Genomic DNA, 14968 nt, shown 5'->3' on the forward strand with positions numbered 1-14968 from the left:
GTCCCGGTGGGACGGCCCTCGCTCGTATCAGGACCGCAGCCCGCGGGGGAGCAGATCCCACACGTGGCTGTTCTCGTTGACGGTGGCTGCCGTGCGACGCCCGCTGCGCGAGTACAGGATTCGGGTGACCGAGCAGTAGTCGATCGGAAAGGTGAGCGGCCGTTCGAGGCCCAGCACATCCTGCAGCAGCACATTGATCACCCCGCCGTGCGCGAAGGCGACCACCGTATCGGTGTGGTCGGCGGCGGCGGTGATCGCCGCGACCGTGTCCAGCACCCGGGCGCGGAAGGCGTCGGCGTCGATCTGCTCGGGGATGTATCCGGCCTTGATCCGCTCGTACACCTGCTGGAATTCGCGTTGCGCGTCCTCGATGGGGATGTACACCGGCAGGTCGCGATCGTATTCGGCGAGACCGTCGCAGATGTCGATATCCAGGCCCAGCTTCTCCGCGGTGGGCCGCGCGGTTTCGCGGGCGCGCAACTGCGGGCTGCTCACCACCCGGGCCACCCGGTGCGGGGCGAGCACTCCCGGAACCCGCCCGGCCTGCTGGACGCCGATCTCGGTGAGGTCGGGATCGGCCGCCACGGCGGTGCCGTGCATGTCTGGCGCGGCGGTGCCGTGGATGCGCTGCGGCTGGGCGTGGCGGACGAGGATCAACTGCACGTCTCCTACTGTGCCGTACGCCCGACCCGGACCTCCGGCCCGGGTCGGCCCCGCCCCTACTTCTTCTTGCGCTGGGTGACCAGGTAGACGATGCCGAGAATCAGCACCACCAGGCCGATACAGCAGATCGCGCCGAAGATGAGGCCGCCCTTGCCGCCGCCGCTCTTCTTGCGCTTGGCCTGGTGCTCGAGTGCGGCGGTCCAGGTGTCGGGACTGGCCCACACCGAGTGGTCGAGCAGATTCGCCTGGGTCATCAGGTCCAGGTAGTACATGTGGGAACCCCCGTTCGGTTCGCGACCCGTGGCACGGGCCGATCGTCGAACGGTAGTCGCGCCCGGGTCACGTCGCGTTAATACGAGCAGGTCAGGCCGCGACATACCGCGCGACACGGCATTCTGTCATCATCGTGAATCACTCTGCGCGGTACGCGGTTTCACCAGTGGGAAGGGCAGCGTCTCACGGATGCTGCGCCCGGTGAGCAGCATGACCACGCGGTCGACGCCGACGCCGAGTCCGCCGGTGGGCGGCATGGCGTGTTCGAGCGCCTGCAGGAAGTCCTCGTCCAGCTCCATGGCCTCCGGATCGCCGCCCGCCGCCAGCATGGACTGCTCGGTGAGCCGTCGACGCTGTTCGAGCGGATCGGTCAATTCGCTGTAGGCGGTGGCGAGTTCGACGCCCCAGGCCACCAGGTCCCAGCGCTCGGTGACCCCGGCGATATGCCGGTGGGCGCGGGTCAGCGGGGAGACCGAGGTGGGGAAATCGATGTAGAAGGTGGGCTCCTCGGTGTGGGATTCCACCAGGCGCTCGTACAGTTCGAGCACGAGCTGGCCCTCGTCCCAACCGAGTTGGTAGGCCACCCCGGCCTTTTCGCACAGCAGCCGCAGCCGCTCCACATCCGTGTCGGGCGTGATGGTTTCGCCGAGCGCCTGGGAGACCGCGCCGTGCACGGTCTTGACCGTCCACTCGCCGGAGATGTCCACCTCGGTGTAGCCGCCGTCGCCGTCGGGACGCAGCGCCACCATCTTTCCGTTGGCCGCCACCGCCGCCTGCTGGACGAGTTGGCGGCAGGCGTGCATCATGCGCTCGTAATCACTGTGCGCCTCATAGGCTTCCAGAATGGTGAACTCGGGATTGTGGCTGTAGTCCACGCCCTCGTTGCGGAAGACGCGGCCGAGTTCGAAGACCTTCTCCATGCCGCCCACGCACAGCCGCTTGAGGTACAGCTCCGGCGCGATGCGCAGATACAGGTCCAGGTCGTAGGCATTGATGTGGGTGGTGAACGGGGTGGCGTTGGCCCCACCGTGCACCTGTTGCAGCACCGGGGTTTCCACCTCCAGGAACCCCCAGCCGCCGAGGGTGTCGCGCAGGGAGCGCACCACCGCGCTGCGCTTGGTGAGCAGCTCGCGGGTCTCGGAGTTGACCGCCATGTCCACGTAGCGCTGCCGCACCCGCGCCTCGGGATCGGCCAGGCCCTTCCACTTGTCCGGCAGCGGATGCAGGCATTTTCCGATCATCCGCCAGTCCTGCGCCAGCAGCGACAGCTCGCCGCGGCGGCTGCGGCCGATCTGCCCGCTCACCTCGATCAGGTCGCCGAGATCGAAGAACTCGTCGAATTCGGCGGCGCGACCGGTGCCGACCCGGCCGCGGTCGATCATCAGCTGGATCTCGCCCGACCAGTCGCGCAACAGCGCGAACACGACACCGCCGTAATCGCGAATTCGCAACAGCCGCGCGCACACTCGCACCGTGGTGCCCTGCGGTGACCGCCGGGCGGCGGCGATGGTGTGCGTCGGCGGGTAGGCGACCGGGTAGGCGTCGATGCCGCGTTCGGTGAGCCGCCGCAACTTGTCCATGCGCACCCGGACCTGCTCCGGACGCCGCGGTCCCGGATCGGCCGCGGCGTCCTCGGCTGGATCGGGCGCGCTGCCGTCGGCGTGCAGGCCGGTGATGGTGCCGGGCACCGCGGAGGTCACGCCGGTGTGCCGGGTCGCGTCCGGCTGGGTGCCGAAGCGCGGCAGGAAGCCCTCGGCCAGCGCACTGGCGATGGCCACCCGGGGCAGCTGCCGCCGATCCTCGTACAGCGAGAACCGCGGCACCCAGACGGGCTGGTACTTCACATTCGACCGGTACAGCGCCTCCAGCTGCCACCAGCGCGAGAAGAACATGAGGATCGAACGCCACAGGCGCAGTACGGGTCCCGCGCCGATCCGCCCGCCCTCCTCGAACACCGCGCGGAAGACGGCGAAGTTGAGCGAGATCCGGGTGATGCCGTACTGGTCGGAGTTCAGCGCCAGCTGCGAGATCATCAGCTCCATGATCCCGTTGGGGCCCTCGGGGTCCCGGCGCATGAGATCCAGGGAGACGCCGGTGCGGCCCCACGGCACCAGCGACAGCATGCCCAGCACCCGGGGTTCGTCGTTCGGGCCGGTGCAGCTGGCGGGGTCGATCGCCTCCACCAGCAGGCAGTTCCCGTCGAGCGGGTCGCCGAGGCGGCCCAGCGCCATGGAGAAGCCGCGCTCGGTCTCGGTATCGCGCCAGGCGTCGGCGCGGGCGATCACCCGCCGCATCTCCTCCGGCGGCACTTCGGCGTGCCGGCGCACCCGCACCACCACGCCCTGTTTGCGTAGTCGATTGGCGGCCTGGCGCACCTGCTTCAGTTCCGGTCCGGCCAGCGAAAAGCTCCGGGTCTCCAGAATCGCCTCGTCGCCCAGCCGCAGCGCCGACAGTCCGGCGCGCCCGTAGGCGGTGGCACCGGCCTCGCTGGCACCCATGACCGCGGGGGCCCAACCGTATTCGTCGCACAGGCGCAGCCAGGCGTCGATGGCGTGCGGCCACGCCTCCCGCAAGCCGATGGGATCGCCGGAGGCCAGACACACCCCGAGCTCCACCCGAAAGGTGAGCGCCGCCTTACCGCTGGGCGCGAACACCACCGACTTGTCGCGGCGGGTGGCGAAGTAGCCGAGCGAATCCGCCACGTCGGAGCGCTCCAGCAGGCCGCGCAACGCCGACTCGTCGATACCGGTGAGCGCGTTGGCCGCGCGCTGCGACCGGAACAGCACCACCGCGGCCGCCACCACCGCCGCCGCGCCGAACAGGCCGAGCAGCAGGTTCACGAAGTGCGGCGGATGCCCGTCGAAGTTCTCGTTGCTCACCAGGATGGCCGCGGTCACCCGGGAGACCGCCCACGCCGGTCGCTGGATGCCGCCGGGCAGGCTGCCCGGGAACAGTTCCACCAGTCCCCAGCCGATGAGGCAGCCCGCGGCCAGTCCGCCGCCGAGCACGGCGAGCGCCTTCCACACCGCGCCGGGACGCACCCGGGTGTAGAACTCCGGCCAGGCGGCGACGAGTATCCCGATCGCGCCCAGATGCACGATGAGGGCGACCAGGGCGTGATAGTCGCGCACGGCGGCGAATTCGATGCCGTTGGCCAGCGCGTACAGGGCGAGGTAGCCGACCAGCACCCACCAGGCGATGCGTTTGCGGCTGGCGGTCGCGCCCGCCAGCAGGCCGACCATGAGCGCCCACATGAGGCTGGTGTCGGGGGCGTCGAAGTAGTAGTCGTCGAGGTAGTGCCGCAGTCCGGAGGTCAGGTAGCGCAGGGCGGGGGAGATGCTCCACAGCGCACAGCACACGGCGAAGACGCCCAGTGCGAGACCGGCGAGGTGCGGCACCTCGCCGAAGCGCCCGTGTCCCCGGTGCGGAACCTCCGGTGACCGCGCCTCCGGTCTGTGCTCGGAGTCGTGGTGGTGCCGGTCCTGCGTCGAAGTCACCGCACCAGTGTGTCTGGTGCGACGGCACATTGTGGAGAAGCCACCGGGTACGTGTCTCGCGACCGGGGAACCACGGCCTACCGGCCGGTCGCGAGGTCGCGTTTTGGCGCGGGAGCGTCGGCGGGTGAGGATGTACCCATGTCGGATCCTGTCGATGTGCCGATCGCGGACGAAGTCATTCGACTCGGCCAATTCCTCAAATTGGCGAACCTCATCGATTCCGGTTCGGAGGCCAAGACCGTGATCGCCCAGGGCCTGGTGCGCGTCAACGACGAGGTGGAGACGCGCCGCGGCCGACAGCTACAAGCGGGCGACGTGGTCACGCTCGCGGGCCACAAGGCCCGTGTCGCGGCGGACTGAGCCCTCGCATCCCGCACCCGTGACAACCGGTCTCGGGAGGCGAGGGTAGCTCAGGCGGGCTAGCTCTCGGCTCGCACCACGACGCCGTCGTGGTCGCTGTAGAGCATGTCGCCCGGCACGAAGGTGACGCCGCCGAACTCGACCGGCACGTCCTTCTCGCCGGAGCCGGTCTGGGTGCTCTTGCGCGGATTGGTGCCCAGCGCCTTGATGCCGATGTCGAGGGTGCGCAGGATGGCCGAGTCGCGGACCGCGCCGTTGACGATCACACCGGCCCAGCCGTTGTCCACGCCGCGTCCGGCGATGATGTCGCCGACCAGGGCGGTGTGCACGCTCGCGCCGCCGTCGACGACCAGCACCCGACCCGCGCCGGGTTCGCCGAGGGTCTGCTTGACCAGCAGATTGTCCTGGAAGCAGCGGATGGTCACGATGCGACCGGAGAAGGCTTCCCGGCCGCCGAACTGAATGAACTGGGTGTCGCAGCTGCGGATCTCCGGGCCGATCTCATCGGCCAGGTCGGCGGTGGCGACGGGGTTCGCTGAAGTATTGGCTGAATCGGTCACGGGGTTCATCTTCCCCTGTGGTTACCGATGAGTATTCGCGGCCCCTCGGGGCGGCGGGCATACCGGGGTCGGCGTCGTCGGCGACCGTCCGGATGCGTGATCAGGCGTTGGCGTCGCTGCGGTGATAGGCGGCGATCTGAGTGGTCAGGTGGTGCGTGGAGCTCTTCACGGCCATCTTCACGAACGGCTCGATGGTCTTGCCCAGCAGTTTGCCCGCGATACCGCCCGGCACCCGGTAGTCGACGATGGCGTCGACGGTGCAGGCGTGCTCGCCCTTGGCGTGGAACAGGAAGGTGGATTCGATCTCGAAGCCCTTGATGGACTTCACGCCGATGGCGAAGTTCTCTTCGTGGCGCACGATCTCGATGGTCGAGTGCAGGGTGACGGGGCCGAGTTGAATGGTGCCGTCGAAGGTCGCGCCGACGCCCTCGGTCTGCTCGGTGAGCGGGGTGAACGCGCTGATCTCGGTGATGAACTTCGGAAGATTGCGGTAGTCGTTCACGTAGGCGAACGCGGATTCGGCCGAGGCCGCGCAGTCTGCGATGATCTTGACTTCGGTCATGCGCTCGACTGTAACGTGTTCTAGTTTTGCCCGCAGGTCGGGTGTGTCACACCAGGTCTCACGCGGTGACGGCCAGTGTAGCAGCGAGTCCGAAAACGACCGCGATGGCGACCGTCTCCAGCACCGCGCGCCGCAGCGACGACTCGGCCGTCATGCGGTGATCGGCGGCCACCGGCACCCAGCGCCTGCGCCACCACCAGCCCAGCGCGATCAGCGCCGCCAGCAGTACGGTCTTGGCCAGCAGAATGCGACCGTAGCCGGTGGTCACCAGCGCCGCCGGACCGCCCACCCGCACCAGACCGTTCACCAGGCCGGTCAGTCCCACCACGCCCACCAGCGGCAGCGCCCACGCCGAATAGCGGGGCAGCAACACCGCCCACTCGCCGCGGGTCCGCACCACCAGCGCCAGCGCCAGCAGCAGCCCGAACCAGGCCGCCGCCGCCAGCGCGTGCACGGCGGCCAGCACCGAACCGAACGCCTGCTGTGACATATGTCCCGTGATCGGTCGCAGCGCGAGGGTCACCGCCGTGAACACCAGCACCAGATCGGGGGTGGCCCGCTCCGGCAGCCGGAAACCGAAGGCGCTGTAGGTCGCCACCGCACCGCTGCCGAGCAGGATGGCGATGCCGATCTGGCCGCCGCTCACATCGGTGAGGAAATCGCCGAACTGCCGCGCGCCCAGCTCACCCACCGAGACACCCAGCACCTCGGCGGCTTCGAAGGCGAGCATGGCGAATTCCAGGGCCGCCCACACCCCCGCCGCGATAGCGAGCACACGCCACGGGATGTCGAGCCGGTCGTGCAGGCGGGGGAGTGCGGCCAGGCCGAGCACCGCCGCGCCCGCGCAGTCCGCCAGTGCCCGGGTCGGGGCCTCCGGCTGCACCGGGTCGGCCCCGGCCAGCGTCCACGCCAGCAGTGCGCCCAGCAGGCCCGCGGGGACGACCAGCAGCAGCCGACGTCGGATGCCGCCGGTCCCCCCACGGCGATCGGTGCGGTCTGGCCGGCTCACGAACGTCGCTTACCCCGACCACCGAGCAGCGCGAAGGCGAGGCCGCCGCCGAACAGCACCACCGCGCCCACGATGAAGATCCACAGCGGGAAGCCGCCGCCGTCGCCGTCCTCGCCCGCCTTGGCATTCGCCTTCGGGCCGGGGGTGCCGGTGCCCTCCTGGGTGAGCGTGAAGGTGATCTTGCCGCTCACCGGGTGGCCGTCCGCCGAGGTGACCCGGTAGGCGATCTTGTACTCGCCGACCGGACCCAGCTCGCCGACCGCCACACTGATGGTGCGGCCGTCCACCGTCGGGTCGCCCTTCGACCACAGGTTGCCGTCCGGACCGGTCACGGTCATGGACGGGAAACTGGTCTGCAGATCCTCGTTGAAGGTGACCGTGGCCCGCTCCGGCCCGGTCGCGATCTCCGCCCCGGCGGCCGGGTCGCTGCCCACCACCGACGAATGCGCACTCGCGGTGCCCGCGCCCAGCAGGGCCATACCGCTCACCAGCAGGCCGGTGACCACACCGGCGATCACACGTCGCATCATGACCGGCGGCTCCGCAGGACCGCGCCCAGGCCCAGGGCCGAACCCAGCGCGCCCAGCGCCAGGCCGATGCCGCCGAGCCAGCGGGCGGTGGTGTCGGTGTCGGTCTCCGCGGCGGCGGAGTCGCCGACGGTGTGGCCGTGCCCATCGCCGTCGCCCGCCGCGAGAGTCAGTGTCGGAGCGGGATGTTCGGGCTCCGCACCCCCGGTCTCCGGCTGATCCCAGTGCACGACCGTGCCGTCGCTGTAGGTCTGGACGGCGGCGAAGCTCACGGTCTCGGTCTCGGGGAGTCGCCCGAGGGAGATGACGAACCGCTGGAACTGGCCGGGACCCACACCCGGATTGCCCGGCTCGGCGGTCCAGGTGACCGAGGTCGCCTCACCCTGCGCATTGCGGTCGACCTTCGCGGTCCACCCCGGCAGCGGCTCGGTGCGCGCACTCTTCAGATTCGGCAGGGTGACAACGAGTTCGGTGGTGGACGCGGTATCGGATTCGGTCGGCACCCGGAAGGTGGCGACCGTGTAGCCGCCCTGCTGTGCGCCGGGCGCGTCGACGGTGACATGGGCGAAGGCGGTACCCGCGCCCAAGAGCGTGAGGCTCGCGGCCGCGACGGCCGTGCCGAGCGCACGCGAAACGTAGGTGTGCATAAGTGGATGGGCTTTCTCTGGCAGAGGGTTTGGTGAGGGATCAGCGACAGCCCGGAACGGGCGGTGCACGCGGACCGATCGCACCGACGGCCAGCGCGTGCCGTGCCACCCCCGCCGCATACGGCCACCGGCACGCCCCACAAGTCGCGGGCACCGCGGGGCGGGTGGTCGCCGCCCGGACCGCCTGGGAGACAAGCCCGTACAGCCGCTCGACCACCGCCAGCAGCACCGCGCAGCATCCGGCCGCCAGCACATGAGCCGTGATCATCCACCGGTCGGCCACCGCACCCGAACCGTGGGTGTGCCCGGACAGCGCCGACAGCGCGCCGTGGCAGGCCAGTTGCCCGGCGAGCAGCCAGCCGAGCAGCGCCATCCGGGATCGCGTCGATACCGCCGCCGACACCCCGGCCGCACCGGAGATCAGCAACAGCAGCGTCACCCCGGCCGACTCGGGAATGTCGGCCCCGGCCGCGCCGTGCGCGGCAATGGCCAGCGCCGCGACCGTGACCCCTACCAGAAATCCGCGTACCCGCGGCGTTTTATCCTGCCGCGCAGGCGATTCCGTACCGCGCACGGCGACCGGCCACCGCCTCCGTCGTAGTCCCGGCGTGGAGCTGGTTGCCGCCGCTGCGCGGCCACGGTGCTCGTCCTCGGGACCGCGCGACCGCACGGTTCCGCCGGGCATGTCGCCTCGGCGGTCGGTGCGGCCACGGTAGGGCATCGAACAGCCGGGTCAGCGCACGCCGAGGCGGGCGAGCACGTCCGACTCGACGCCGGACAGTTCATTGGAGATGGATGCGTGCACGGCGCGGCGGCGTTGGATCGGCATCTGGTCGGCGGTGCGCACGGCGGCGCTCAGGCTGTCCAGGCGGTCGCGGGTGGCGGTGGCGAACTTCTTGGTGTCCACATCGGCGTCCTTGGACTCCAATTCGCCGATCGTGGTCTCCACATTGGCGATGCGTGCGCGCAGTTTCGCACCCGGTCCGGAGAATTCGCTGAGCTGATCCAGGCCGATGCCCAGCTGCTGCGCCCGACGGTTGTCGATCTGGCCGCGCACGAAGGTCGCGCCGCGGTACGCCAGCGGGGCCAGCACCGGCACCAGGATCCGCGCCACGCCGAGGTACTTGCGCACCTGCGCCGCGCTGAACAGCTCCCGCTCGGCCCGCGCCGCCACCTTGAGCGCGGCCTTCTCCTCCGCCTCGAGCGCCTTGATCTGCGCCTTGGCCACCTTCTCCTGGGTGCGTATCTCGGCCCGGTTGCGCTTGCGCTCGTTCTTGGCCCCGAGCTTGGCCTCGATCGCCGCCTTGTGCTTGAGGGCCTTCGCCTCCGCTCGGCGGCTGACCCGCTTCTTGCGCTTGGTGAACAACCCCATAGAACGGCCTCCGTCACGCTGGTTCGCCATGGCGGCACAGGCCGGGGAATTCGCCCGTCCGCCCATGTCACACGGTTTGCCGCCCACAGTAGCGGGTCCACACCCGCGACCGTGACCGTGATGCCCGTTTACCGGCGAGTGGGCAGTCCCGGTCGGCGTCGTACGAGGGGAGCGACGGGTGCGGACGAAGCCGCCGGGCGGCAGCGTGGCACGTAGGGAGCCGGTGCACACCAGGACGGCGGAGGGGCGGGCGGCTGGCGGTGTCGGGGGCGCACGCCATACTGCTATGCGTGGATTCGGGCATTGGCGACCGGGTGGGTCGCGACAGACACGGCGCTGCCGACGATCGGCGACCGGCCGACACGGCGGCCGTCGGGTCCGAGTCGACGGCCGAGTTCCGTACCGAGCGGGTGTCTTTCATCGACGCGCGGGCGCTGATCGGTTGCCGTCACCGGCTGCATCTGGACGCCCTGCATCCGGGGGCGATGTCGGGCGTGGCCGAGGACGCCGGGGTGAAGCAGCGGCGGGAGGCGGCGCAGGCGCACCGGGAGAATGTGCGCGACACGCTCATCGCGGCCGATCCGAACCGCTGGGTGGTGATCGACCCGACCCGCTCGGCCGCGCAGCGCGCCGAGGCCACCATGGCGGCCTGCGCGGCGGGTGTCGACCGCATCTGGGGCGCGCTGCTGCCGCAGGAACCCGACACCGGGCGGCGCGGCGGCTGCGAAATCCTGTGGCGGGACGCCGATCGCGGCGGCTACATCCCGATCATCGTGGTGAACCACAAGGTCACCGATCCGCGCCAACCCGACCCGGCCGACTACCACCCCACCACCAGCGACCTGCACCGCTGGAATCCGCAGCCGGACAAGCACGTCCGCACCCGCCCGCAGCAGCGCGACCAGCAGCGGCTGGCCCACCTCTACCGCATGTTGCAGCGCCACGGCTACGCCAGCCCCGCCCTGGTCGGCGGTGCCATCGGCTACCACTTCGACCGCATCCTGGTGCACGACCTGGGCCCGATTCTCGACGACTACGACCAGCGCTACGCCGATCGGGTCGCCGTGGTGCGGGGAGAGCTGCCGACCATCCCGTCGAAGGTGCCCGAGTGCCGCCAGTGTCCGTGGTGGACCCGCACCGCCCCGGCAGCCGCCGCCGTCGATACGGCCGTCGCTGTCCCGGTAACCTCCGCCGAGACCGCCGACCCGGTCGCCGTGGACGCCCTCGCCGGCGCGTGCGAGAAGTGGCTGATCGCCCACCGCGACATCAGCCTGGTCGCCCCCGGCTCGCGCGCCGAGGTGCTGCGCCGCCACGGCGTCGACACCATCGACGATCTGGCCGGATGGACCGGTGACGATCCGGACGACTGGCAGTACGAGCCGTTCACCGAGGCCGTGGTCACCGCCCGCGCCTGGGCCACCGGCGCACCCCTGGTCCGCCGCGTCGACCGGGTCACGGTGCGGCGCGCGGACGTCGAGGTGGATGTGGACCTGGAGAGCTTCCAGGAGCACGGGGCCTACCTGTGGGGCACCCTGCTCGACGGCGTCTACCGTCCGTTCGTCACCTGGGATCCGCTGCCCACCCCGGACGAGGGCCGGTCCTTCGCCGAGTTCTGGAACTGGCTGATGGGCATCCGCGCCGAGGCGAAGGCCAGCGGGAAAACCTTTGCCGCCTACTGCTATTCCCGCACCGCCGAGGACAAGTGGCTCTACGAGTCGGCCCGCCGCTTCGCCGGGCAGCCGGGGGTGCCCACCGAGAAGCAGATCCAGCAGTTCGTCGACGGGCCCGACTGGGTGGACATGTTCCAGGCCGTCTCCGAGCAGTTCATCTGCCCGAACGGCAAGGGCCTCAAGAAGATCGCCCCCGTCGCCGGATTCGCCTGGCGTGATCCGGAGGCCGGTGGCGAGGCGTCCATGAGCTGGTATCGCCTGGCCGTCGGCTACGAGGGCGATCCGGACCTGTCCCAGCGCACCCGCATCCTCGAGTACAACGAGGACGATGTGCTGGCCACGAAGATCCTGCGGGACTGGATGACCGATCGCGCGGATGCCGAGGTTCCCTCCATCGCAGATTTCGCGCGTCGTACCATCACGACGTGACCGATCACGTCGAACAACTGGAGTTTCAGGCCGAGACGCATCAGCTGCTGGAGCTGATGATCCACTCGGTCTATTCGAACAAGGACACCTTCCTGCGGGAACTGATCTCGAATTCCTCCGACGCTCTCGACAAGCTGAGGCTCGAGTCGTTCCGGGACAAGGATCTGACCGCCGACACCTCCGATCTGCACATCGAACTCGAGGTGGACCGGGACAGCCGGGTGCTGACCGTGCGCGACAACGGCATCGGCATGTCCCGCGCCGAGGTCGTGGATCTGATCGGCACCCTCGCCAAGTCCGGCACGGCGGAGCTGCGCAAGCAGCTGCTGGAGGCCAAGAAGTCGCAGACCGAGGCGGAGGAGCTGATCGGCCAGTTCGGCATCGGCTTCTACTCGACCTTCATGGTGGCCGACAAGGTCACCCTCACCACCCGCAAGGCGGGCGAGACCGGCGGCACCCGCTGGGAGTCGAACGCGGGCAGCTCCACCTACACCATCGAGGATCTGGACGAGGCCCCGCAGGGCACCACGGTGCAGCTGCACCTCAAGCCCGCCGACGAGGACGATCATCTCTTCGATTACACGCAGGAGTGGAAGCTCCGCGAGATCGTCCGCAAGTACTCGGATTTCATCGCCTGGCCCATCCGGATGGATGTGAAGCGCACCGTCACCGAGGGTGAGGGCGAGGAGAAGACCGAGAAGGAGATCACCGAAACCCAGACGCTGAACTCCCAGAAGGCCCTGTGGACCCGCCCGAAGAGCGAGGTGTCCGAGGAGGAGTACAAGGAGTTCTACAAGCACGTCTCGCACGCCTGGGACGATCCGCTCGAGATCATCCCGATGAAGGCCGAGGGCACCTTCGAATACCAGGCGCTGCTGTTCATTCCGTCGCACGCGCCGTTCGACCTGTTCGCGCGCGAGCACAAGCGCGGTGTGCAGCTGTACGTGCGCCGGGTGTTCATCATGGACAACTGCGAAGAGCTGATGCCGGAGTATCTGCGCTTCGTGAAGGGCGTGGTGGACGCGCAGGATCTGTCGCTGAACGTCTCGCGCGAGATCCTGCAGCAGGACCGGCAGATCCGGGCCATCCGCAAGCGGCTGGTCAAGAAGGTGCTGTCCACGGTCAAGGATATGAAGGCCGCCGGGCAGGCCGAGGACGGGGACACCTCGAAGTACGAGACCTTCTGGAAGGAATTCGGCCGGGTCGTCAAGGAGGGTCTGCTCTCCGACACCGACAACCGCGAGACCATCCTGAGCATCGCCTCGTTCGCCTCCACCCACTCCGAGACCGAGCCCACCTCGCTGGCGGAGTACGTGGAGCGCATGAAGGACGGCCAGTCCGCGATCTACTACCTGACCGGCGAGTCCCGCCAGCAGATCGAGAACTCCCCGCATATGGAGGCGTTCCGGGCCAAGGGCATCGAGGTGCTGGTGCTCACCGATCCGGTGGACGAGATGTGGGTCGGCGCGGTGCCGGAGTTCGACGGCAAGCCGTTCCAGTCCATCGCCAAGGGTGAGGTGGATCTGGAGACCGAGGAGGAGAAGAAGGAATCCGAGGCCCTGCGCGAACAGCAGGAGAAGGATTTCGCCGATGTGCTGAAGTGGCTGGGGGAGACCCTGGCCGAGGAGGTCAAGGAGGTGCGCCTGACCAACCGGCTCACCACCTCGCCCGCCTGCGTCGTGGGTGATGTGTTCGACTTCACCCCGATGCTGGAGCGCATGTACCGCGCCTCCGGGCAGGACCTGCCGCACACCAAGCGCATTCTGGAGCTGAACCCGACGCATCCGTTGGTGACCGGTCTGCGCGATGCCTTCGCGCAGCGTTCGGCGGAGGAGAGTTCGGATCTGGCCGAGACCGCCGAACTGCTGTACGGCACCGCGGTGCTCGCCGAGGGCGGCGAGTTGAAGGATCCGGCGCAGTTCGCCCGCATCCTGGCCGAACGGCTCACCCGCACCGTCTGACCTGGAGGGGAGTGCTCGCTCCGGCGGGCACTCCCACCAGAAACAAGATCAGTGGTCGGTTATGCGCGCGGGACCACTTTTGTGACCATCGACATGTTTAGACGATTTCGGGAACTCGCCTTCGTAGCGTACGTTGTACTTCTTGGTCGTTGGTTTTTCGTGTTCATGCTTGACACATGCTCGCGCGGAACATTGTGCGGGCGTCGCTTCTCTTGGCATCCAAGTAGCAAGTCGCCGTCTGGATCGACCCGGTCGCCGTGACCGCGGCGACCGTTATATAGGAAACACCCTGTCAGGAGAAGGTAATGGTTCAGGGCACCGTCAAGTGGTTCAACGCGGAGAAGGGCTACGGCTTCATCTCGCGCGAGGGTGGCCCCGACGTTTTCGTCCACTACTCGGAGATCGAAGGCACCGGCTACCGCGGCCTCGAAGAGGGCGAGCAGGTCTCGTTCGAGATCACCGAGGGCAAGAAGGGCCCGCAGGCCTCCGCTGTGCGCAAGCACTGAGACATATAGCGCTTAGATAGGCTTAGAATATTCGAGCTCAGCTCTCGAAGACCAAGGCCCGCACCGAATCTCGGTGCGGGCCTTGTGGTTTCCAGCGTCAGCGCGGCGCCATGCGCAGCGCGCCGTCCATGCGGAAGGTCTCGCCGTTCAGGTAGTCGTGCTCGGCGATGTACTGCGCCAGCTGCGCGTACTCGTCGGGACGGCCCAGCCGAGACGGGAAGGGGACGCCCGCCTCCAGACCCTTGCGGTACTCCTCGGTGACACCGGCGAGCATCGGGGTGTCGATGATGCCGGGCGCGATGGTGTTGACACGAATGCCGAACTGCGCCAGGTCGCGGGCGGCCGGAATGGTCATACCGGCCACGCCGCCCTTGGAGGCGGAGTAGGCGATCTGCCCGATCTGGCCCTCGAACGCCGCCACCGAGGCGGTGTTGATGACGACGCCGCGCTGGCCGTACTCGTCGACCGGCTCGGTCTTGGCCATGGCCTCGGCGGCCAGGCGCATGACATTGAAGGAGCCGAGCAGGTTCACGGTGATGACCGTGCGGAACAGCTCCAGATCGTGCGGTCCGTTCTTGGACAGGATGCGGCCCGCCCAGCCCACACCGGCGCAGTTGACGACGATGCGCAGCGGCACACCGGACTCGACGACCTTGGCGACCGCGGCGGCCACCTCGTCACCGCTGGTGACGTCGGTCGGGATCAGGGTGACACCGGCGGGCACGCTGTCCCCGGCGCGCTCGATCGACTGCGGCAGGTCGAGCCCGAAAACGGTGGCGCCCAGGTCGGCGAAGCGCTTGGCGGTCGCGGCGCCCAGACCGGACGCGCCTCCGGTGACAATTGCGGCGGAGCCCGAAATCTCCACGGTGATTGGTCCTCTCCAACGGTGGACGGCCTCTCGCTGGCCTTCCGTCAATAGCACGATAACGGTG

Annotated in this window: 15 protein-coding genes; 4 read left to right on the forward strand and 11 right to left on the reverse strand. The window is 69.0% G+C overall.

Annotated features, from left to right (window positions below):
• Nucleotides 1-27 precede the first annotated feature (27 nt).
• The 3 genes from ON31_RS00960 to lysX all read right to left on the reverse strand — a co-directional run bounded on the left by ON31_RS00960 (nt 28) and on the right by lysX (nt 4433).
• Nucleotides 28-663 carry a histidine phosphatase family protein gene (locus ON31_RS00960; RefSeq protein WP_039808215.1) on the reverse strand — a complete coding sequence of 212 codons (636 nt, stop codon included), beginning with the start codon at nt 661-663 and terminating at the stop codon, nt 28-30.
• Between the two features lie 56 nt (nt 664-719).
• The gene (locus ON31_RS00965; protein ID WP_039808218.1) at nt 720-935 is read right to left on the reverse strand and encodes a hypothetical protein; all 216 of its coding nucleotides are present in this window, start codon (nt 933-935) and stop codon (nt 720-722) included.
• Nucleotides 936-1064: 129 nt separating this feature from the next.
• Nucleotides 1065-4433 (reverse strand): bifunctional lysylphosphatidylglycerol synthetase/lysine--tRNA ligase LysX, encoded by a 3369-nt coding sequence (gene lysX, locus ON31_RS00970; RefSeq protein ID WP_039808220.1) that lies wholly within the window; start codon nt 4431-4433, stop codon nt 1065-1067.
• A gap of 138 nt (nt 4434-4571) precedes the next feature.
• On the opposite strand from lysX, the gene ON31_RS00975 reads away from it, so the two are divergent.
• Complete coding sequence (locus ON31_RS00975) at nt 4572-4793, forward strand: RNA-binding S4 domain-containing protein (RefSeq protein ID WP_039808223.1); 222 nt, start codon at nt 4572-4574, stop codon at nt 4791-4793.
• Nucleotides 4794-4852: 59 nt separating this feature from the next.
• Here ON31_RS00975 and rraA read toward each other — a convergent pair whose 3' ends face one another.
• From rraA to ON31_RS01010, 7 genes are all read right to left on the reverse strand, one after another.
• Entirely contained in the window at nt 4853-5353 is a 501-nt protein-coding gene (rraA, locus tag ON31_RS00980) for a ribonuclease E activity regulator RraA (protein WP_255221930.1), read from the reverse strand.
• 100 nt (nt 5354-5453) lie between these two features.
• Nucleotides 5454-5915, reverse strand: a complete 462-nt coding sequence (locus tag ON31_RS00985; protein ID WP_039808229.1) for an SRPBCC family protein — start codon at nt 5913-5915, stop codon at nt 5454-5456.
• A 58-nt stretch (nt 5916-5973) separates the two neighbouring features.
• A complete protein-coding gene (locus ON31_RS00990; RefSeq protein ID WP_051036584.1) occupies nt 5974-6924 on the reverse strand; it encodes a CopD family protein in 951 nt (316 codons plus the stop codon).
• A complete protein-coding gene (locus ON31_RS00995; protein WP_029930493.1) occupies nt 6921-7454 on the reverse strand; it encodes a copper resistance CopC family protein in 534 nt (177 codons plus the stop codon). Before ON31_RS00995 ends, ON31_RS00990 begins: the two co-directional genes overlap by 4 nt.
• On the reverse strand, nt 7451-8098 hold the full coding sequence (locus ON31_RS01000) for a YcnI family copper-binding membrane protein (RefSeq protein ID WP_039808232.1): 648 nt from the start codon (nt 8096-8098) through the stop codon (nt 7451-7453). Before ON31_RS01000 ends, ON31_RS00995 begins: the two co-directional genes overlap by 4 nt.
• A 40-nt stretch (nt 8099-8138) precedes the next feature.
• Nucleotides 8139-8672: a hypothetical protein gene (locus tag ON31_RS01005; RefSeq protein WP_051036586.1), complete on the reverse strand. Its 534-nt coding sequence runs from the start codon at nt 8670-8672 to the stop codon at nt 8139-8141.
• 159 nt (nt 8673-8831) lie between these two features.
• Complete coding sequence (locus ON31_RS01010) at nt 8832-9470, reverse strand: DUF6474 family protein (protein ID WP_029930490.1); 639 nt, start codon at nt 9468-9470, stop codon at nt 8832-8834.
• 485 nt (nt 9471-9955) lie between these two features.
• Between ON31_RS01010 and ON31_RS01015 the strand changes: the two genes are divergently transcribed.
• The 3 genes from ON31_RS01015 to ON31_RS01025 all read left to right on the forward strand — a co-directional run bounded on the left by ON31_RS01015 (nt 9956) and on the right by ON31_RS01025 (nt 14036).
• Nucleotides 9956-11569 (forward strand): TM0106 family RecB-like putative nuclease, encoded by a 1614-nt coding sequence (locus ON31_RS01015; protein WP_081592139.1) that lies wholly within the window; start codon nt 9956-9958, stop codon nt 11567-11569.
• Nucleotides 11566-13530 (forward strand): molecular chaperone HtpG, encoded by a 1965-nt coding sequence (gene htpG / locus ON31_RS01020; protein ID WP_039808236.1) that lies wholly within the window; start codon nt 11566-11568, stop codon nt 13528-13530. The genes ON31_RS01015 and htpG overlap by 4 nt, the downstream gene beginning before the upstream one ends.
• A gap of 305 nt (nt 13531-13835) precedes the next feature.
• The gene (locus ON31_RS01025) at nt 13836-14036 is read left to right on the forward strand and encodes a cold-shock protein (protein WP_029930487.1); all 201 of its coding nucleotides are present in this window, start codon (nt 13836-13838) and stop codon (nt 14034-14036) included.
• 97 nt (nt 14037-14133) lie between these two features.
• Here the strand turns inward: ON31_RS01025 and ON31_RS01030 are convergent, their stop codons facing one another.
• Nucleotides 14134-14901, reverse strand: coding sequence for an SDR family NAD(P)-dependent oxidoreductase (locus ON31_RS01030; RefSeq protein WP_029930486.1), 768 nt, complete (start codon nt 14899-14901; stop codon nt 14134-14136).
• Nucleotides 14902-14968: the final 67 nt, after the last annotated feature.

The sequence above is a fragment of the Nocardia otitidiscaviarum NBRC 14405 genome, assembly GCF_000308635.1.
Taxonomy (GTDB): Bacteria; Actinomycetota; Actinomycetes; order Mycobacteriales; family Mycobacteriaceae; genus Nocardia; species Nocardia otitidiscaviarum.